This window comes from Streptomyces sp. NPDC001070, from assembly GCF_053598835.1.
In genome coordinates, this window is the sequence record NZ_JBSFLB010000026.1 from 1 (window position 1) to 16,193 (window position 16,193).

Consider the following 16,193-nt stretch of genomic DNA (forward strand, 5'->3'; position numbering starts at 1 on the left):
CGCCCTCGTCGGACTCCTCGCCGGACTCTATCCGTCGCTGCGCGCCGCCCGCATGGAACCCGTGGACGCACTCCGGGCACCCTCCTGAGGCCCGCCGCGCACAAGGCCCGGGAGGAAGTCCGGGCCGGCCTCTACCCGTCACCGCGCCCCTCCCGCATGGAGCCGGTCGAGGCTCTGCGCTCCTGGGGGTCGTTCGCGGGGCCGAGCCGGTCGAACGGGCCGAGCCGGCCGTCCCCGCCGTCCGCCGGCGCGTCGAATCCGAAGGCTGCCGTGAACTCGCGCAGGCCGGCCTCGTCATCGGCCCGGGCGAGGGCTCTTTCGGCCAGTGCGCGCGGGTCGAGGTCGCCCATGCGGAGGTCGGAGAACTCCGGCCCGAGCTCCCGGCGGATCTCGGCTTGGGCGCTGTCGGCGAAGGACCGGACTTTGCGCAGGACGGCGGAGATCTCGGAGATCGCCTTGGGGAGCTTTTCCGGGCCGAGAACGACGATCGCGATCACGAGGATGACGAGGATCTCGAGTGGGCCCATGTCGAAGAACATGACTGGCCTCCTGGGAAGTTGCGGGCGACGAGCGGCGCCGGCTCACCGGATGCGGTGGTCCGGCTCGGGTGCGGGGAGCGGTGAGGGCTCGTCGGGGCCGATGGTCGTACCGCTCTTCCGGGCGCGGCGGCTGTCATTGATCCAGGAGACGCCGCAGGCGGCCAGATACAGCGCGGTGATGGGCCCGGCGAGGGCGAGCATGCTCAGGGGGTCGCTGCTGGGCGTGGCGACGGCGGCGAACACCGTGACGCCGATGATCATGTGGCGCCACCAGCCCGTCATCCGGCGGGCGCCGAGGAGACCCGCCAGGTTGAGCATGATGAGGACCAGGGGCAGCTCGAAGGAGAGACCGAACACCACGACCATGCGGGTCGCCAGGTCCAGGAAGTCGTCGACGGGCAGGATGTTGGTGGCCCGGTCCGGGGTGAAGGAGATCAGTACCCGGGCCGTGGTGGGCAGGACGGCGTAGGCGAATGCGGCCCCGGCGAGGAACAGCGGGATGCCTGTGGCGAGGAAGGCGAGACCGTACTTCTTCTCACGGCGGTGCAGGCCGGGGGCGAGGAAGGCCCACAACTGGTAGAGCCAGACCGGACTCGCCGCGATGAGGCCGGCGGTGAGCGACACCTTCAGGGCGAGGGTGAAGGGCGACAGGAGACCGTTGGTGGCGATGAGCCCGCATCGCCCGGCGGAGGGCGTACCTCCACCGTCGGCCGTGCCGCAGCCCGGCAGGGGCGCGATGGCGAAGTCGACCAGTTGCTTGTAGAACAACCCCGCGATGACGGTGGTCACGACAATGGCACCGGTCGCCTTGAGCAGACGGTTCCGCAGCTCGCGGAGGTGCCCTGCAAGGGTCATGCTCCCCGGAGGGGCTTGGGTTGCGGCGGCTGAGAGCACGAGCGGACCTCGGTTCCTGTCGCGCGGACGCTGTCGGGCGTCAGCGCGGGTCGAAGGTGTCGTGGGCAGGCGCGACGTCCGTGGCCCGCTGCCCCCCGGGCATCGCGTGGAGGGGGCGCTCCGGGAAGGCGTCCGCGGCGGTCGTGTCGTCCTCCCGCTCGCGCATCGCCTTGGTCTCGCTCTTGAGGATGCGCATGGACTGGCCGAGCGAACGCGCCATGTCCGGCAGGCGCTTCGCGCCGAAGACGAGGATGACGACGACGAGGACGAGCAGCAGCTCAGGGGCTCCGAGTTTGCCGAACATGGTGCGTGCCTTTCGAGTCGGGAGCATCGAGTCGATCGCTTCTCCGAGAAAGCGATGTCTCGCGAGGGGGGATGCGTGGGGGTGTGCGTGCGTGTGCGTGCGTGTGCGTGCTTGTGCGTGCGTGTGCGTGTGCGTGCGTGCGGTCTGGCCCGACCTCACGGCCGGTACGGAAGGTGGTCCGTTCGGTGCGGCCGTGTCCGGGCGCGGATTCCGGGCGTCCCGGTGGGGGGCCGAGTGGCTCGGATCCCGGCCGCTCGGCCTCCCACCGATGGGTACGCGTGCCCGGCGCCGGGTTGCCTAGCGAAGGGGCCGGAAGCCCGTGCGGATCTCGTCGACGAGCAGCTTCGGCTGCTCCCAGGCGGCGAAGTGGCCGCCCTTGGGAAGCTTGTTGTAGTGGATCAGGTTGGGGTAGGCCTGCCTGGCCCAGCTCTTGGGGGACTGGTAGAGCTCGTCGGGGAAGACGCTGACGGCGACCGGGATCCTGACGCCCTTCGCACCGAAGAACGGGAACGTGTTCTCCGCGTAGAGACGTGCGGCGGACACACCCGTCTTCGTCAGCCAGAAGAGCGTGATGTTGTCCAGCACGTCGTCCCGGGACAGGCCCTCGCGGTGGCCGTCGAAGACCCGGGAGATCATCGCCAGGCTGGCCGCGTCGTGGTCGAGCAGGAAGGCGGCGAGACCGGTGGGCGAGTCCACGAGCCCGGTCAGCGTCTGCGGGCGCGAGCCCATCATGTACGCGTAGTAGACGTGCCGGTACACGAAGTCCAGCTGCTCCACCGTTGCCTTCTCCTCGTCGGAGAGCACGGTCTCCGAGGGGAGCGGGTTGCCCTTCGCGAGCGCGGCGTCGATGGCGGGCGGGATCACGCCGGGCATGTTGGTGTGGATGCCGAGCAGCCCATGCGGCTCCTGCACGCCCATGAGGTCGGTGACGACCGCCCCCCAGTCGCCGCCCTGTGCGACGTACTTGGTGTAGCCCAGACGCTTCATCAGCTCGGCCCAGGCGCGGGCGATGCGGTCCGGTCCCCAGCCCTTGGAGGACGGCTTGCCGGAGAAGCCGTAGCCGGGCATCGACGGGATCACCACGTGGAAGGCGTCCGAGGCCTTGCCGCCGTGGGCGGTGGGGTTCGTGAGCGGTTCGATGATCTTCAGCTGCTCGATGACCGAGCCCGGCCAGCCATGGGTGACGATCAGCGGCAGGGCGTTCTTGTGCTTCGAGCGGACGTGGATGAAGTGGATGTCCAGCCCGTCGATCTCGGTGATGAACTGCGGATGGGAGTTCAGCCGCGCCTCGACCTTGCGCCAGTCGTACTCCGTCGCCCAGTAGTGCGCGAGCTTCCTCATCGTCGCGAGCTGGGTGCCCTGCGACTGGTCCGTCACGGTCTCCTTCTCGGGCCACCGCGTGTCGATGATGCGCCGGCGGAGATCGACCAGGTCCTTGCGCGGGAAATGCACTCGGAAGGGGCGGATACGCCTGTCGGCCGCCGCGGCGGGGCGGGCTCCCGGTTCGGCCGCCGAAGCCGTCCGGGCGGGGAAGACGCCGAACGAGCCGGCCATCGCCGCGGCGGCCGCGGCGGTCGCCGAGGTGGAAAGGAATGCCCGTCGGGAGTGCGGCGGAATGATGTCGGACATGGAGAACCTCCTGGGGTTGTCGATGTGCGTGGGTGAGCTCGACCGTCGTCGCCGTTCCCGATGACCCGCAGGCGCGCGTCATCGGCCTGGCCGGTGGTCGCACGTGAAAGAGCGGGGCCCATCGGGCCGGGGCGCCCGCAGACGGCCGATCACAGCCGTCACGCGCGGCGACCGGAAGTCGCGAAGCGCTTCTGCGAGAGCCTGCTTGGCGAGTCTTTTCTTACGGGGGCCGACGGGCCCCGGCTCAACCTGACGACAAACCTACGACACACTTACCTTTGACGCAAGTAAAGTTGACGCATTTAAAATGTAGCAAAGCAAGTACGGGGAGTGAGCGAGTGCGCCGGCCGGTCTCAGCGCGCATACACGGCGGCCGGCCGCGAGGCACACCTCGCGGCCGGCTCTGTCCGGCAGGGCCGCGGCCCCGGGCCATCAGGCCGGGGAGGACCGCCGCTCCTGCGGCTGAAGTGCGAGTTCCCGACAGAGAACACGGGCCAGTTCCGCCGGTTGCGACAGGAACGGGCTGTGCCCGGAACGCAGCCGCACGGTGCGCTCGGCGCGCGTGGCCATGGCCTCCTGGAATGACATCGCGACGCAGGAAGTGACCCTCGGCGAACCGGCGGTAGGAGCGCGTGCCGAAGTTCGCGTCGGTGACGGGACAGAACAACACCTGGTGCCCGAAGGAGACATCCGCACGCTCCTTGGCGAGCAACGTCAGAGCCGCAGCGATGTTGCCGCCCGCCGAGTCGCCTGCCACGGCCAGTCGTTCTGGGTCGATGCCGTGCTCACCTCCGCGACCGCGTAGCACTCCTCCAGCGCCTGGGGGTAGCGCGCCTCGGGAGACCGCGTGTACTCGGGGAAGACGACGACGGCCCGCACGCCCACGGCAAGCTCACGTACCAGGCGGTCGTGTGTGCGCGCTCCCGAGGACCCAGCCCCCGCCGTGGACGTACAGGACGGCGGGCAGCGGTCCGCCGGGCGCACAAGGCGCACCGCCACGCTGCCCTTCGGCCCGCCGGAGACCGCGACCCAGCCGTCGTCCACCTCGGGCCCGGGATGCTCCGGGGTCTGCGCCTTCTCCAGCGCCCTGCGGGCACGCACCGGTCCCAGATCGAACGGGAACGGCGGGGGCAGCGGTGGCCTCGGCGAACTCGCGAGCTGCGGGTTCGAGGACCGGCAGCTCCGAGGGGGCGCAGTCAGGCATCACGAATTCCTTGACGGAGGGAGGGGAGGGCCCTGAGCGGGTCGGGGAACCGGGCCGGCCCGCGTACTCCACGCACCGGCCCCACGACCCAGCGTGGCAATTTTAAGTGTGCGCAATATAATGGCCCACATAGAAGTTGTGAGGTGTATTGTTCGGTACACAAGCATTGCGCGGAGAGGAGTCGCGATGAGCGAGAACAAGTCGGCCGTCGAGCAGCCCACAGCGGGCGCCGACGAGGTCAGCCTGCTCCTCGACGACCAGATGTGCTTCGCCCTGTACGCGGCGCAGCGGGCGTTGACCAATCGCTACCGGCCCCTGCTGGAAGAGTTCAACCTGACCTATCCGCAGTACCTGGTGATGTTGGTGCTGTGGGAGCACGGCGCGCTGCCCATCAAGTCGCTGGGCAAGCTCCTGCAACTCGACTACGGCACCCTGACGCCCCTTCTGAAGCGCCTGCAGACCCACGGACTGGTCCGGCGCGAACGCCAGGCGAACGACGAGCGTTCGGTGCAGATCAGCCTCACCGAGCAGGGTGCCGAACTGCGCGAACGCGCTCGCGTCATCCCTGCCACCATCGGGCAGGCCGCGGGCCTCACGCAGCTGGAGGCCGCCAACGTCAAGGCTCTCCTGGAGCGGCTGACGGTGAACGTCACCGCGAGCCACTGACCCCGGGAGCCGGGCCCAGCCTCATCCCGGCGGCGAACGGTTCCCTGAGGCGAGCCCGCGGTCAGTCGGGCATCCCGCGCCGCCGGACGGCGTCAGTGAGCGCCTGAAGGAGAAGGTTCCGTCCGTGACGGAGTCGCGATCTCGCAGTGCTCGCGGGGATCCGCAGGATCCCCGCGATGTCGGCGGCAGGGAAGTCTTCGGCGTCGGCCAGGTGGACGACGATCCGCACCTCGGCGGGCAGCCGGCGAAGCGCGGCCGACACCTCGTCGTCGGGCAGCCGGCCCAGTGCCTGTGCCGCCGGGACCTTGTGCCCGGAACGGGCCGGGACCTGCTCGCCCGGGACGCTGCACGATCGGTTCCGCTCGCCCCGGGCGCCGAGCGCCGTGTCGGCCAGGATCCGGAACAGCCGGACCTTCGGGCCGATCCCCTCGGGGAACGAATCGAACGCCTGGAAAGCCTGAACGTACGTCTGCTGAACCAGGTCATCGGCGTCGGCGCGGTCACATGCCATCCGCGTCGCCGCCGAGTACAGCCTGTCGAGGAACGGCATGGCCTCGTGCTCGAACCGCGCGAACCGCACCTCCCCGCTGATCATGTCCGGCCCCGTGCGGAGACGGGCGCCGCGACACGGCGATGCCGCCCTCGTCCGGACTGCCGGAGGTCTCGCACGCGTTCGGACGCCGCTACCCCGCGGTGCCGGCCCTTCGCGTGGTCCGCGACGGCCGGCGGGGGCGAGGCGTCGACGGGCAGCGTTACTGCTGAGGACATGTGGTGCTCCAAAACTGACGGCATCGGGTGCCGGTGCCCTCCCGGAGGGGAGAGCTCATGCGCGGCACCGGGGGCGACCAAGGTGATGCGGGCGCCATCGAGTTCTCCGGGGTTTCCGCGACTCGTCGATCCCGCCGGCCGGGGTGTCGGGGCCCTGTGGCCCGCTCCTCTTTCCGGCGTATTTCCATGATGGATTTGCGCTGCCGGCGCGGTAATCCGGAACCTGACCGGGATTCCGTGGCGGTGGTGGCGCTCTACCTGGGTAACTTGACTCGGTACCGACGGCAGCCGTCATGGCAGTCATCTGGCCAAGACCTGCGGGCTCCCTCGCCCTCATCGCCAACTGGGCGTCGGCCAGGGCGGCTTGTGACGGCACGGTCCTCGCGGCAGACGAGCCGTATCCCACGGCGGGATTCCGGCCCGGGCCCGGCGCCGGGAGAGACGGCGGCCGTGCGGCGGGACGCCGGAAAGCCGTACCGGCGGCCGGGCCCGGGCGTCCCGCCGTGACGCCTCAGCCCCGGTGGGTCTCCAGCAGCCTCAGCCAGATCTCGCTGATCGTGGGGAAGGCGGGTACGGCGTGCCACAGCCTGTCGATCGGTACCTCGCCCGCGACGGCGATGGTGGCCGAGTGCAGCAGCTCTCCGACGCCCGGCCCGGCGAAGGTGACGCCGGCCACGGTGCCACGGTCCAGGTCGATGAGCATGCGGGCCTGGCCGCGGTAGCCCTCGGCGTACTGATGGGCGCCCGCGACATGCGCGAGGTCGTAGTCCACCACCTTGATCCGGCGCCCGCTCCGCACCGCCTCCCGGGTGGTCAGGCCCACGGCGGCGACTTCCGGGTGGGTGAAGACCACCTGCGGGACGGCCACGCTGTCGGCCGTGGCCGCGTGCGCGCCCCACCGGGTGTCGTCGACCGGCTCGCCGTTGGCGCGCGCCCCGATCACGGCGCCGGCGATCCGGGCCTGGTACTTGCCCTGGTGGGTCATGAGGGCGCGGTGGTTGACGTCGCCGACGGCGTAGAACCAGCCGTCGGCGACGTCGGTCACTCGGAAGGTGTCGTCCACCTTCAGCCAGTCGCCCGGGGTGAGACCTATCGTCTCCAGGCCCAGGTCCCAGGTGTTCGGGGCACGGCCGGTGGCGAACAGGATCTCGTCCGCCACCAGATGCCCGCCGCCCGCGAGGGTCATCCGGACCTCGCCGTCCTCACGCGCCAGGGAGGCCACGGAGGTCTTGAACCGGACGTCGACGCCGGCTTCGCGCAGTCCGTCGGTCACCAGCTCTCCGGCGAACGGCTCCATCCGCTGCAGCAGCCCGTCCTCGAGGACCAGCATCGTCACCTGCGAGCCGAGCGCCTGCCAGGCCGTGGCCATCTCGACGGCGACCACACCTCCGCCGACGACGGCCAGACGTCCGGGGACCTTGTCCGCGCTGGTCGCCTCACGGCTGGTCCAGGGGCGGACGGTGTCCAGACCGGGAACGTCGGGCAGAGCGGCGCTGGTGCCGGTGGAGACAGCCACGGCGTGCCTCGCCGTCAGCCTGACGGTCTCGCCGTCGGGGGTCTGCACACGGACCTTGCGGGGGCCGTCGAGCCGGCCGTGGCCGCGGATCAGATCGACGGAGACCGAGTTCAGCCAGTCGACCTGGTCCGCGTCCTTCCAGTACGAGGCCATGCTGTCGCGGTGCGCGAGGACCGCCGCCACGTCCAGCGGCCCGGCGACCGCGTGCCCAAGCCCGGGCACTCGGCGTGCGTCGGCACGCGCCACCACCGGGCGCAGCAGCGCCTTGCTGGGGTCGCAGGCCCAGAACGAGCACTCACCGCCGATCAGGTCGCGCTCCACGATCACGGTGCTCAGCCCCGCGGCACGAGCGCGTTCGGCCACATTCTCGCCGACCGGCCCGGCGCCGATGACGATCACGTCGTAAGTGCGGGTGGTCTCGTTCATCACTGCTCCGTACTGGTGTGGGGGGGTGATCAGGTCAGGAATGACGGGCCCGGATGTGGCTGCGCGCGCCGTACCCCAGGGGCCGGCCCGCAGGATGACCGCGTCGGCCGTCCCGGCCCCTGGGTGAGGCGAGTGCGCGGTGTCAGCGGCCGGGGAGGCGCTTCGAGACCTCCTGGAGCACCCAGCCGTTGCCGTCCGGGTCGCTGAAGGTGAGGTAGGAGCCGTAGGAGGCGCGCTCGGGGTGCAGACCGGCGATGCGCCGCTGTCCCTCGCCGGCGTGGACGCAGTCCCCACCCTCGTGGCCGTGGTGGAGGAGCCCTCCCTCGTCATGGAAGATCTCGCTGACCGGAATGCCGCGGGCGGCGAGCTCCGCGTGCGCCTCGCGGATGTCGGAGACGATGAGGTACAGGCCCTGGAACGAGCCCGGAGGAATGTTCGTCATCCCCTCGCCGAAGATGATCGAGCACTCCGAGCCGGGCGGGGTGAAGTGCACGACGCGGAAATCGTCACTGGCGGTGTAGTCGACGTCGAGGCGGAAGCCGACCTTCTCGTAGAAGGCCTTGGCCCGGTCGATGTCGGAGACGGGGAGCACGATCATTTCGAGCTTCAGATCCATGGGGATGTCCTTCGGGTATGGGTTCTTGACGTGGGTGAGGCCGCACTCGGCGCGTCACCTGTTCATGGGATGTGATGGCGCCGGCAGAGCGGCGCGTGCGGCCCGGCTGCCACTGCGGGCCATCGCCTTCGGGCCGGGGCCGGCCGATGCAGTCCGCTCCGACCCACACGGGAAACGTACCCGGCACTTAACTTTGACGCAAGTAAAGTTTGCAAACTTAACGATGGTCAAAGGCATTTCCTTGATCGAAAGCGCGCTCGACAGCTCGACATTCTCCGCGTTTCCGCAGGTCACAGAGGTACGGCCGCCCTGTTCCGCGTCTGTCGGGGCACAGATGGGCAGGTATGGAGATGGAGGTGCTGCACATGTCCAGCGGTGACGTGCTCGCCCTCGTCGACGAGGGGGGCCGGGTGATCGAGTGGGGGCCGTCGGCCGAGGAAGTGTTCGGATGGTCCGCGAAGGAGGCCGTGGGACGCTCCGTGATCACCCTGGTACGCGAGGCCGCGGGTGCCGCCGACGCGCTGGTCAAGCCGGTCCTCCGTGGCACGTCTCTGACATGGCAGGTCCTCCCGGCGGGGGAGGGTCCGGCGGCACGGGACGCAGCGATCCTGGATGCGGTGTTCTCCCACTCCCCTGTGACGCTGTACGTCCTCGACGATCGACTGCGCATCGTCCGGGCGAGCACCGGCGCCGGCGCCTTGCACGATGTACCGGCCGGGGAACTGCTGGGCAGCTCCTTCACCGAGGTGTGGTCGTTCGACGACCCCGAGGAGGAGACGGCCGTCGCGCGGGGAGTCCTGGCGAGCGGGGAGGCGGCGCTGAACCGGCTCGCCAGGGGCAGGCGGGCACCGGGCCGGACCGGGCACCCCGTCCATGCCCTCTCCTATTTCCGTGTGCAGGACTCCCGCGGCGACGTGCTCGGGTTGATGGCCGCCGCGGTGGACGTCACGGAGCGGGAGAGGGCTCGCAAGTACCGGGCCGTGCTGGAAAGGGTGCACACGCGGGTGGGCCACCGGCTGAGCGTGATGGACGTCTGCTGGGAACTCGTGGAGGCGGTGGTTCCCGCATTCGCGGGCACCACCGTCGTCGAGGTGCTCGAAGACGTCGTGCGCGGCGACGACCCTCCCCTGGCCCCCCTCCGCTCGGGTGTGCCGTTGCGCCAGGCGGCCTTCCGCGGTCGCTTCCCGGCTCACTCGGTGGGATCGGTGCGCCCTCTGCTCGCGGGCAGTCTCTCCTCACGTGTGCTGTCCGACCTGAAGGCACGCCTGGTGCCGTGGGAGGACGACGGCGCGTGGACGGCCTCCGGCCCCATCCAGGCGGACGACATCGGGCGATCCGGTGCCCGATCCCTGATCGTGGCGCCGCTGGCGCTGCGGGGCCGGGCGCTGGGTGTCGTGTGCTTCTACCGCCACAAGGACGAAGTCCCCTTCGAGGAGGACGACCTCGAAGTGGCGTCCGCCGTGTGCGCGCACGCCGCGCTGTCCGTCGACAACGCCCGCCGGTACATGCGCGAGTGGATCATCGCCTCGACCGTGCAGCAGAGGGTGCTTCCCGGAGAACCCGCCGTCCAGCCGGCCGTGGAGGTCTCCCGACTGCACGTTCCCGGCCCGCAGGGCGGTGGTGCGTGGTCCGACGCGATCGCGCTGCCGGGCGCGCGGACCGCACTGATCGTCGGCGACGTGGCAGGGGAGGGCATCCCCGCGGCCATCACCATGGGGCTGCTGCGCACCGCCGTGCACACGCTCGCCGCACTGGACCTGCAGCCCGATGAGCTGTTGGCCCGGCTGAGCGACACGACGGCGCGTCTCGTCGCCGCGCGCGCCGCACTGCCCCCTGTCGACCCTCTCCACCGTGAGCCGCTCACGGCCGGCTGCGCCATCGCGATCTACGACCCTGTGGATCTCACCTGCACCATCGCCCGGGCCGGCCTGCCGGCGCCCGTCGCGGTCCTCCCCGACGGCACTTCGGTCAACCTGCCCGTGCCACCCGGACCACAGCTCGCGGCAAGGGACACCGCCCCCATTCCCGCGGCCACCATCCCGCTCCCCGAGGGCACCACACTGGCGATGGGCACCGCCGCTCTGGCCGCCGAGGTGCTGGCGCCTTCCGGCTCTCTGCGCCCTCTCCTCGACGGTGGCGGCACCGGCTCCCTGGCCGAACTCTCGGACACCATCGCGCGCACCTTCACCGATGAACACCGCACGCACGAGACGCTGCTGCTGATGGCCCGCACCAAGGCACTGCCCGCGGAGCGCGTCCTCACGTGCGCCCTGCCGGAGGGCTCCGAAGCCGCCCCCATCGCCCGGGCGGCGGCCCGCCGCCAGTTGGAGCTCTGGGGGCTGAGCGAGGAGACGGCGTTCACCACGGAGCTCATCGTCAGCGAGTTCGTCGGCAACGCCATCCGCTACGGCTCACCCCCGCTGCGGATGCGTCTGATCCTGGACCGGACCCTGACCTGCGAGGTCGGCGACACCGCCCCCAGTGCGCCCCACGTGAAACATGCCCGCACCGTCGACGAGACCGGCCGGGGGCTGTTCATCGTCGCGAGCCTCGCCGAGCAGTGGGGCACCCGCTACCAGGCGGACAGCAAGATCGTCTGGGCCGAGCAACCCGTGAGGCACGGTTGAGGACCACCATGGCCCTGGTCGAGAAGGCGCTCTGGGACAGGGCCGTTCCCGGGCGGAGTCCCGCACCGGCCCGAAAGGCGAGGCGACTTGCCGTCCGGGCCGGTCACCCCTGCGTGGGCGCATCGGCAGAACGCCGGAGCAGCACGCGATACCGCTCGGGGTCGGCCATGACGATGCACTTCGCCTGCTGGTGACCGGCTTGGAGGTGTTCCGGGTACGCGCTCGCGTCGAGGTCGATCGCGAGGGAGAGGTCCCGGCGGATCTCGGAGTCGTCGCAGGCCAGGAATGCCGCAAGGCAGACGGCCCGGTACTCGGCGCGCAGGTCCGCCAGTTCGTCCCATTCGGCCTTGCTCTTCCGCGTGGGCACCCCGAGCCGCAGATCGTCCCGGGAGGCATACCGCAGCCCGGGTTGTGCAAAGTACCAGGCCATCGTGGCCCCGACCTTCTCGGCATCGGTGCCGGACCGCGCGCAGGTGATGATCGCCTGCTGGACCGCGCGTGACCCGGGGCTGCCACCAGCGGCTGGATCAACTGGCATACACCACTGCGGCATTGATCGTGCATGGCGGCGTGCAGCCCGAGATCCGCGTGTTGCCGGGTCATATCGGGATCCGCACCCGCGGCTTCGCCGATCCGGAAGCGCTTGACCTCACAGCGGTGGTGCTGATGCTCGTCCTCCATGACAGCCGGCAACTCCCAGCCGGGGCAGAAGATCGCGAGGAGCCGGTCGAGTATCGGCTCGAAGGCGCCCTCCCGCCCGGGCGGGTCCGGGATCATCTCCAGTGTCATTCCGCGCTCCCCGCAACTCGCCCGGGCCGGCAACCGCGTCGCGCGGGCGCCGGCGCGATCCCCGGCCGGCGACCCGCCCGGATCCGGCCTGTGTGCTGATCCCACCGCGGGGCACGACGAAGCCCCTGCCGGATCTCTCCGACAGGGGCTTCGAGCTGCTGTGGACCTGAGGGGATTCGAACCCCTGACCCCCTCGATGCGAACTATGGGCGCTTCGGTCGCTGAGGGTCGCCAAGGTGGCTGAGCAGGGGTTGGGAGCTGCTGTCGGGCGGCCACGGTCGCCACGGTTGCTGTACTTCACTGCTGTACAGAAACCGGTTTGGAAGGCCACCTGGGGATCGAGCGGCCGGCTGCCAGTCGTAGGGACCAACAGCCGGCACGCGCGTTTTGCTGCGGGCGGGGGAATCAGTTGGTGTCTTCGATTGTGTATCCCGAGCAGGTTTCGAACATGATGGTCGGGTTGTCGCCGTTGTTGTACTCACCCAGGCAGACTTCGTACTCGATCCAATCCTCCGGCCACTGGCCCTCCGGGAGGTCCATGTTGATGTCCAGCTTGGTTCCGGCCCCGTAGTGGTTCCAGTCGTCGTGCCTCGCGCCGCCGTCGTCGGACCGGATGTACCTGACCACCACCGAGTGGCCGTCGCTGTTGTTGTCCCACACCAGCAGGTGGTCACCGTCCTTGACGAACGACGCGGACCCGTTGCAGTAGTAGGGGTTGACGGTACACAGGTCGCCGGTGTGGGGGGCGGAGGTCGTGACGGTGTAGGTGGCGGCGGAGGCGGGGGTAGCCACCGCAAGTACAGCCAGCAGGCCCGCGGTAGCAGCGCCGAAGGCCTTGGAACGCTTCTTCATCCTAGGGATCCTTGTCTTGCACGGTTTCCAGCTGTGACCGACGCACCCAACTGGGCCGACGTCAAAGCGGGCTGGGCTGCGACGGGATACTAAGGGGATGAGATGATCTTCGGCTAGTGGTCCGGGACGGCCGCTGCGCTGGAGCTCCGCCGGAAGGAGCAGGAAGCCGCTCGGCGAGCCGCCAGGGAGCTCTGGACCGCCTCCGATTTCGTGTTCACCACCCGCTACGGCACGCCCATTGAGCCGCGCAACTTCAACCGCTCGTTCGAGGGCCGCTCGGCGAAGGCCGGCGTCCGGCGCATCCGTCTCCACGACACGCGGCACACCTGCGGGTCGCTGCTGGCCGCGCTCGATGTGCACCCCCGGATCGCAATGCAGATCCTCCGGCACAGCAAGATCGCGGTGACCATGGAGATCTACACGCATGTCCCGTCCGAGGCGACACGGAAGGCTCTGCGCAGGCTCGGCAAGCACCTCGACAGGCAAGATCAAACGTAATTGCTGTACTTCGCTGCTGTACGGCATGACAAAGCCCCTGCCGGATGTCTCCGACAGGGGCTTCGAGCTGCTGTGGACCTGAGGGGATTCGAACCCCTGACCCCCTCGATGCGAACGAGGTGCGCTACCGGACTGCGCCACAGGCCCTTGCAACGAGGAAAACTCTAGCATCCCGCCGGGGGTGCTCCGCTCACCTCTGCCGGGGCGCGGTCACTCGTTGGCGGCGCGGGGCCTGTCGCGGTCGGCGTGCTGGTCGAAGAGGGGGGTGCGGGAGCGGTCGCGGGAGCGGCGGGGGGTGACGGGGGCGGTGGAGAAGGTGGGGCGCGGGGCCGGGACCTCCCAGGTGTCCTCGGCGGGGATGCGCTGCTGGTCGACCCACTCGGCGTGGTCGGTCTGCTCGACCAGGGCACGCCGGTCGGCCGTGGCCGGCTCCTCGGCGGGCGGTGTGGGTTCGGTCACAACGGGGGCCTCGGGGGCGGGCTCACGGGGCGTACGGGCCTCGCGCAGGCGCCTGGCGGCGTCGGCGGCACGACGCTGGTCGAGCTTGACCTCGAAGCGGCGGCGTTCCTGGGTGCGCAGATAGGCGATGTAGAGGGTGAGCAGCACCGCGGGCGCGGTCGGGGCCCAGAGGAAGGCGAGGCCGCCGACGGCGGCGACGATCATGCCCGCGGTGAAGGCCAGGAAGAGCAGCGTGATGGTGCGGCGGCGGGCGGCGAGCGCCTTGGCCCGCGGATGGGGCTTCTTCGGCTTCCCGGGACTCTTCTGGCTTCCCTTGCTCGCCTGGCTCGCCTGGTTCCCCTGATTCCCCTGCTTCCCGTTCTGCCGGGACTTCGGCTTCACCTCCGTCGCGGGCACGGCGAGGGCCCGGACGTCGACCGCGGGCTCTGCCTCGGCCTCCGATTCCGGGTCCGCCGTCTTGGCGTACCTGCGCTCCAGGGCCGCGCGTCCGGACAACAGCCGGATGGCGGTGCTGAAGCGTTCCGTCGGGCGCGCTTCGTTGAGCTCGTCCTGCCTACGGAGCCACATCGGCACCAAGTAGGCAGCCCAGGCCCCGACGATGACTGCGTAGATGAGGCCGCTACTGCTCACGCATCACACGGTAGGGGGGTTCGCGACAGGGCATACGCAATTTGGCGCGGTGTGTCGCACGATCTGGCTGATACTCCGAAATTTTTTTCTGATTGCGTTCATGTCGGAGTCCGATCGGCGGCCAATTTCGAACAGATATTTTATTTGTGAGCCGTGCCAGGTCGGGCCTGGTGCCAGCGGTGGAGCATTCCCTCCGGCACCTCCTCCGCCGTCAACGCGAAGACCAGATGGTCACGCCAGGCTCCGTCGATATGGAGATAGCGGGGGCGCAGCCCTTCCTCGCGGAAGCCGAGTTTCTCCACCACCCGCCGGCTCGGCATGTTCTCGGGCCGGATGCAGACCTCGATGCGGTGCAGGCCCACCGCGCGGAAGCAGTGGTCGACGGCGAGCGCGACGGCCGTCGGCATGACCCCGCGGCCGGCGACGGCCTCGTCGACCCAGTAGCCGACATGGGCGCTGCACATGGAGCCCCATGTGATGCCGGCGACGGTGAGCTGCCCGGCGAGCCGCCCCTGGTACTCGATGACGAAGGGCATCATCCGCCCTGCCGCGGCCTCGTGGCGCAGATGGCGGACCATCTGCCGGAAGGTGGGCCGCTGGGTGAGGTGGCCGGGCGGCGCGGGGGGCACGGTGGCCTCCCACGGCCGCAGCCATTCGCGGTTGCGCCGGTTCACCTCACGCCAGGCGCGCTGGTCACGCATCTTTATCGGGCGGAGGAGGACGTCCCCGTCCGCCAGCTCGGCCGGCCAGGACCCGTTCAGCTCGGTCTCCCAGACGTAGGGTGGTCGCCGCCGCGGATCTGGTCGACGGCATGGACGAGGATCGGGGCCAGGACGGCCAGGCCGTCCTTGACGCCGCCGGTCGATCCCGGGAGGTTCACCACCAGCGTGCGCCCGGCGACACCGCAGACACCACGGGACAGCGCCGCGGCCGGCACCTTCTCGCGGCCCGCGGCCCGGATGGCCTCGGCGACGCCGGGCACCTCGTAGTCGAGGACGGCGCGGGTGACCTCCGGCGTGCGGTCGGTGGGCGAGATGCCCGTACCGCCCGTGGTGACCACGACGTCGTACCCCTGGGCGACGGCCTCCCGCAGCGCGCTGCCGACGGGCTCGCCGTCCGGGACGACGCGCGGGCCGTCGACGGCGAAGCCCATGTCCCGCAGTCCGGCGACGATCAGCGGGCCGCCCCGGTCCTCGTAGACCCCGGCGGCCGCGCGGTTGGACGCGGTGATCGCGAGTGCCCTCATCGGGTGCGGCTCCAGTCCCCGGACTTGCCGCCGGTCTTCTCCTCGACCCGTACGTCCGTGATGACCGCGGCCTTGTCGACGGCCTTGACCATGTCGACGACCGTGAGCGCGGCGACGCTCACCGCCGTGAGGGCCTCCATCTCCACGCCCGTGCGGTCGGTGGTCTTCACCGTCGCGGTGATGTCCACGGAGGAGTCGCCCACCGCGAGGTCGACCTTCACCCCGGAGACCGCCAGCGGGTGGCAGAGCGGGATCAGGTCGGGCGTGCGCTTGGCGCCCATGATCCCGGCGATGCGCGCGGTGGCGAGGGCGTCCCCCTTGGGCACGCCCTCGCCCCGCAGCAACTCGATGACCCGTGGCGACACCAGGACCCGGCCGGTGGCACGGGCGGTGCGGGCGGTGACGTCCTTCTCCGAGACGTCGACCATGCGGGCCGCCCCCGCCTCGTCGATGTGCGTCAGATGCTGCTGTTCTGTCATCGGTACGGCACTCCCACTGCTCACCGCGTGCTCGCGTGGGCAGTAACGGTA

17 protein-coding genes, 1 tRNA gene and 1 pseudogene are annotated in these 16,193 nt (G+C 70.3%); 4 read left to right on the forward strand and 15 right to left on the reverse strand.

Features of this window, described 5'->3' with window-relative positions:
• Nucleotides 1–131: 131 nt before the first annotated feature.
• The 5 genes and pseudogenes from tatB to ACWDAS_RS28350 form a co-directional block, all read right to left on the reverse strand.
• Nucleotides 132–539, reverse strand: coding sequence for a Sec-independent protein translocase protein TatB (tatB, locus tag ACWDAS_RS28330; RefSeq protein WP_450396438.1), 408 nt, complete (start codon nucleotides 537–539; stop codon nucleotides 132–134).
• Nucleotides 540–581: 42 nt separating this feature from the next.
• Complete coding sequence (gene tatC, locus ACWDAS_RS28335; protein WP_450396440.1) at nucleotides 582–1,394, reverse strand: twin-arginine translocase subunit TatC; 813 nt, start codon at nucleotides 1,392–1,394, stop codon at nucleotides 582–584.
• 79 nt (nucleotides 1,395–1,473) lie between these two features.
• Nucleotides 1,474–1,737, reverse strand: a complete 264-nt coding sequence (gene tatA / locus ACWDAS_RS28340; protein ID WP_450396842.1) for a Sec-independent protein translocase subunit TatA — start codon at nucleotides 1,735–1,737, stop codon at nucleotides 1,474–1,476.
• 297 nt (nucleotides 1,738–2,034) lie between these two features.
• Complete coding sequence (locus ACWDAS_RS28345) at nucleotides 2,035–3,366, reverse strand: epoxide hydrolase family protein (RefSeq protein ID WP_450396443.1); 1,332 nt, start codon at nucleotides 3,364–3,366, stop codon at nucleotides 2,035–2,037.
• 586 nt (nucleotides 3,367–3,952) lie between these two features.
• Nucleotides 3,953–4,570, reverse strand: a pseudogene (locus ACWDAS_RS28350) (alpha/beta hydrolase fold domain-containing protein); the annotation flags it as partial.
• 186 nt (nucleotides 4,571–4,756) lie between these two features.
• Here ACWDAS_RS28350 and ACWDAS_RS28355 point away from each other — a divergent pair.
• The gene (locus ACWDAS_RS28355) at nucleotides 4,757–5,236 is read left to right on the forward strand and encodes a MarR family winged helix-turn-helix transcriptional regulator (RefSeq protein WP_450396446.1); all 480 of its coding nucleotides are present in this window, start codon (nucleotides 4,757–4,759) and stop codon (nucleotides 5,234–5,236) included.
• Between the two features lie 61 nt (nucleotides 5,237–5,297).
• On the opposite strand, the gene ACWDAS_RS28360 is transcribed toward ACWDAS_RS28355, so the two are convergent.
• The 3 genes from ACWDAS_RS28360 to ACWDAS_RS28370 all read right to left on the reverse strand — a co-directional run bounded on the left by ACWDAS_RS28360 (nucleotide 5,298) and on the right by ACWDAS_RS28370 (nucleotide 8,562).
• A complete protein-coding gene (locus tag ACWDAS_RS28360; protein WP_450396449.1) occupies nucleotides 5,298–5,831 on the reverse strand; it encodes a sigma factor-like helix-turn-helix DNA-binding protein in 534 nt (177 codons plus the stop codon).
• A gap of 684 nt (nucleotides 5,832–6,515) precedes the next feature.
• Nucleotides 6,516–7,946 (reverse strand): dihydrolipoyl dehydrogenase family protein, encoded by a 1,431-nt coding sequence (locus tag ACWDAS_RS28365; RefSeq protein ID WP_450396452.1) that lies wholly within the window; start codon nucleotides 7,944–7,946, stop codon nucleotides 6,516–6,518.
• A gap of 142 nt (nucleotides 7,947–8,088) precedes the next feature.
• Nucleotides 8,089–8,562 carry a VOC family protein gene (locus ACWDAS_RS28370; protein WP_450396455.1) on the reverse strand — a complete coding sequence of 158 codons (474 nt, stop codon included), beginning with the start codon at nucleotides 8,560–8,562 and terminating at the stop codon, nucleotides 8,089–8,091.
• Nucleotides 8,563–8,927: 365 nt separating this feature from the next.
• Here ACWDAS_RS28370 and ACWDAS_RS28375 point away from each other — a divergent pair, with 365 nt between their 5' ends.
• Entirely contained in the window at nucleotides 8,928–11,189 is a 2,262-nt protein-coding gene (locus tag ACWDAS_RS28375) for a SpoIIE family protein phosphatase (RefSeq protein ID WP_450396457.1), read from the forward strand.
• 103 nt (nucleotides 11,190–11,292) lie between these two features.
• Here ACWDAS_RS28375 and ACWDAS_RS28380 read toward each other — a convergent pair whose 3' ends face one another.
• Entirely contained in the window at nucleotides 11,293–11,619 is a 327-nt protein-coding gene (locus tag ACWDAS_RS28380; protein WP_450396459.1) for a hypothetical protein, read from the reverse strand.
• A gap of 68 nt (nucleotides 11,620–11,687) precedes the next feature.
• On the opposite strand from ACWDAS_RS28380, the gene ACWDAS_RS28385 reads away from it, so the two are divergent.
• Nucleotides 11,688–12,077 carry a hypothetical protein gene (locus ACWDAS_RS28385; protein WP_450396460.1) on the forward strand — a complete coding sequence of 130 codons (390 nt, stop codon included), beginning with the start codon at nucleotides 11,688–11,690 and terminating at the stop codon, nucleotides 12,075–12,077.
• A 306-nt stretch (nucleotides 12,078–12,383) separates the two neighbouring features.
• On the opposite strand, the gene ACWDAS_RS28390 is transcribed toward ACWDAS_RS28385, so the two are convergent.
• Entirely contained in the window at nucleotides 12,384–12,830 is a 447-nt protein-coding gene (locus tag ACWDAS_RS28390) for a hypothetical protein (protein WP_450396463.1), read from the reverse strand.
• A gap of 138 nt (nucleotides 12,831–12,968) precedes the next feature.
• On the opposite strand from ACWDAS_RS28390, the gene ACWDAS_RS28395 reads away from it, so the two are divergent.
• Nucleotides 12,969–13,328: a tyrosine-type recombinase/integrase gene (locus ACWDAS_RS28395; protein ID WP_450396845.1), complete on the forward strand. Its 360-nt coding sequence runs from the start codon at nucleotides 12,969–12,971 to the stop codon at nucleotides 13,326–13,328.
• Nucleotides 13,329–13,401: 73 nt separating this feature from the next.
• Here the strand turns inward: ACWDAS_RS28395 and ACWDAS_RS28400 are convergent.
• From ACWDAS_RS28400 to moaC, 5 genes are all read right to left on the reverse strand, one after another.
• Nucleotides 13,402–13,475 (reverse strand) — tRNA-Ala (locus ACWDAS_RS28400).
• A gap of 63 nt (nucleotides 13,476–13,538) precedes the next feature.
• Complete coding sequence (sepX, locus tag ACWDAS_RS28405) at nucleotides 13,539–14,417, reverse strand: divisome protein SepX/GlpR (RefSeq protein WP_450396465.1); 879 nt, start codon at nucleotides 14,415–14,417, stop codon at nucleotides 13,539–13,541.
• A gap of 140 nt (nucleotides 14,418–14,557) precedes the next feature.
• Nucleotides 14,558–15,178 carry a GNAT family N-acetyltransferase gene (locus ACWDAS_RS28410; protein ID WP_450396848.1) on the reverse strand — a complete coding sequence of 207 codons (621 nt, stop codon included), beginning with the start codon at nucleotides 15,176–15,178 and terminating at the stop codon, nucleotides 14,558–14,560.
• Nucleotides 15,175–15,663: a MogA/MoaB family molybdenum cofactor biosynthesis protein gene (locus ACWDAS_RS28415; protein WP_450396468.1), complete on the reverse strand. Its 489-nt coding sequence runs from the start codon at nucleotides 15,661–15,663 to the stop codon at nucleotides 15,175–15,177. The genes ACWDAS_RS28410 and ACWDAS_RS28415 overlap by 4 nt, the downstream gene beginning before the upstream one ends.
• On the reverse strand, nucleotides 15,660–16,142 hold the full coding sequence (moaC, locus tag ACWDAS_RS28420; RefSeq protein ID WP_450396471.1) for a cyclic pyranopterin monophosphate synthase MoaC: 483 nt from the start codon (nucleotides 16,140–16,142) through the stop codon (nucleotides 15,660–15,662). The genes ACWDAS_RS28415 and moaC overlap by 4 nt, the downstream gene beginning before the upstream one ends.
• Between the last annotated feature and the right edge of the window lie 51 nt (nucleotides 16,143–16,193).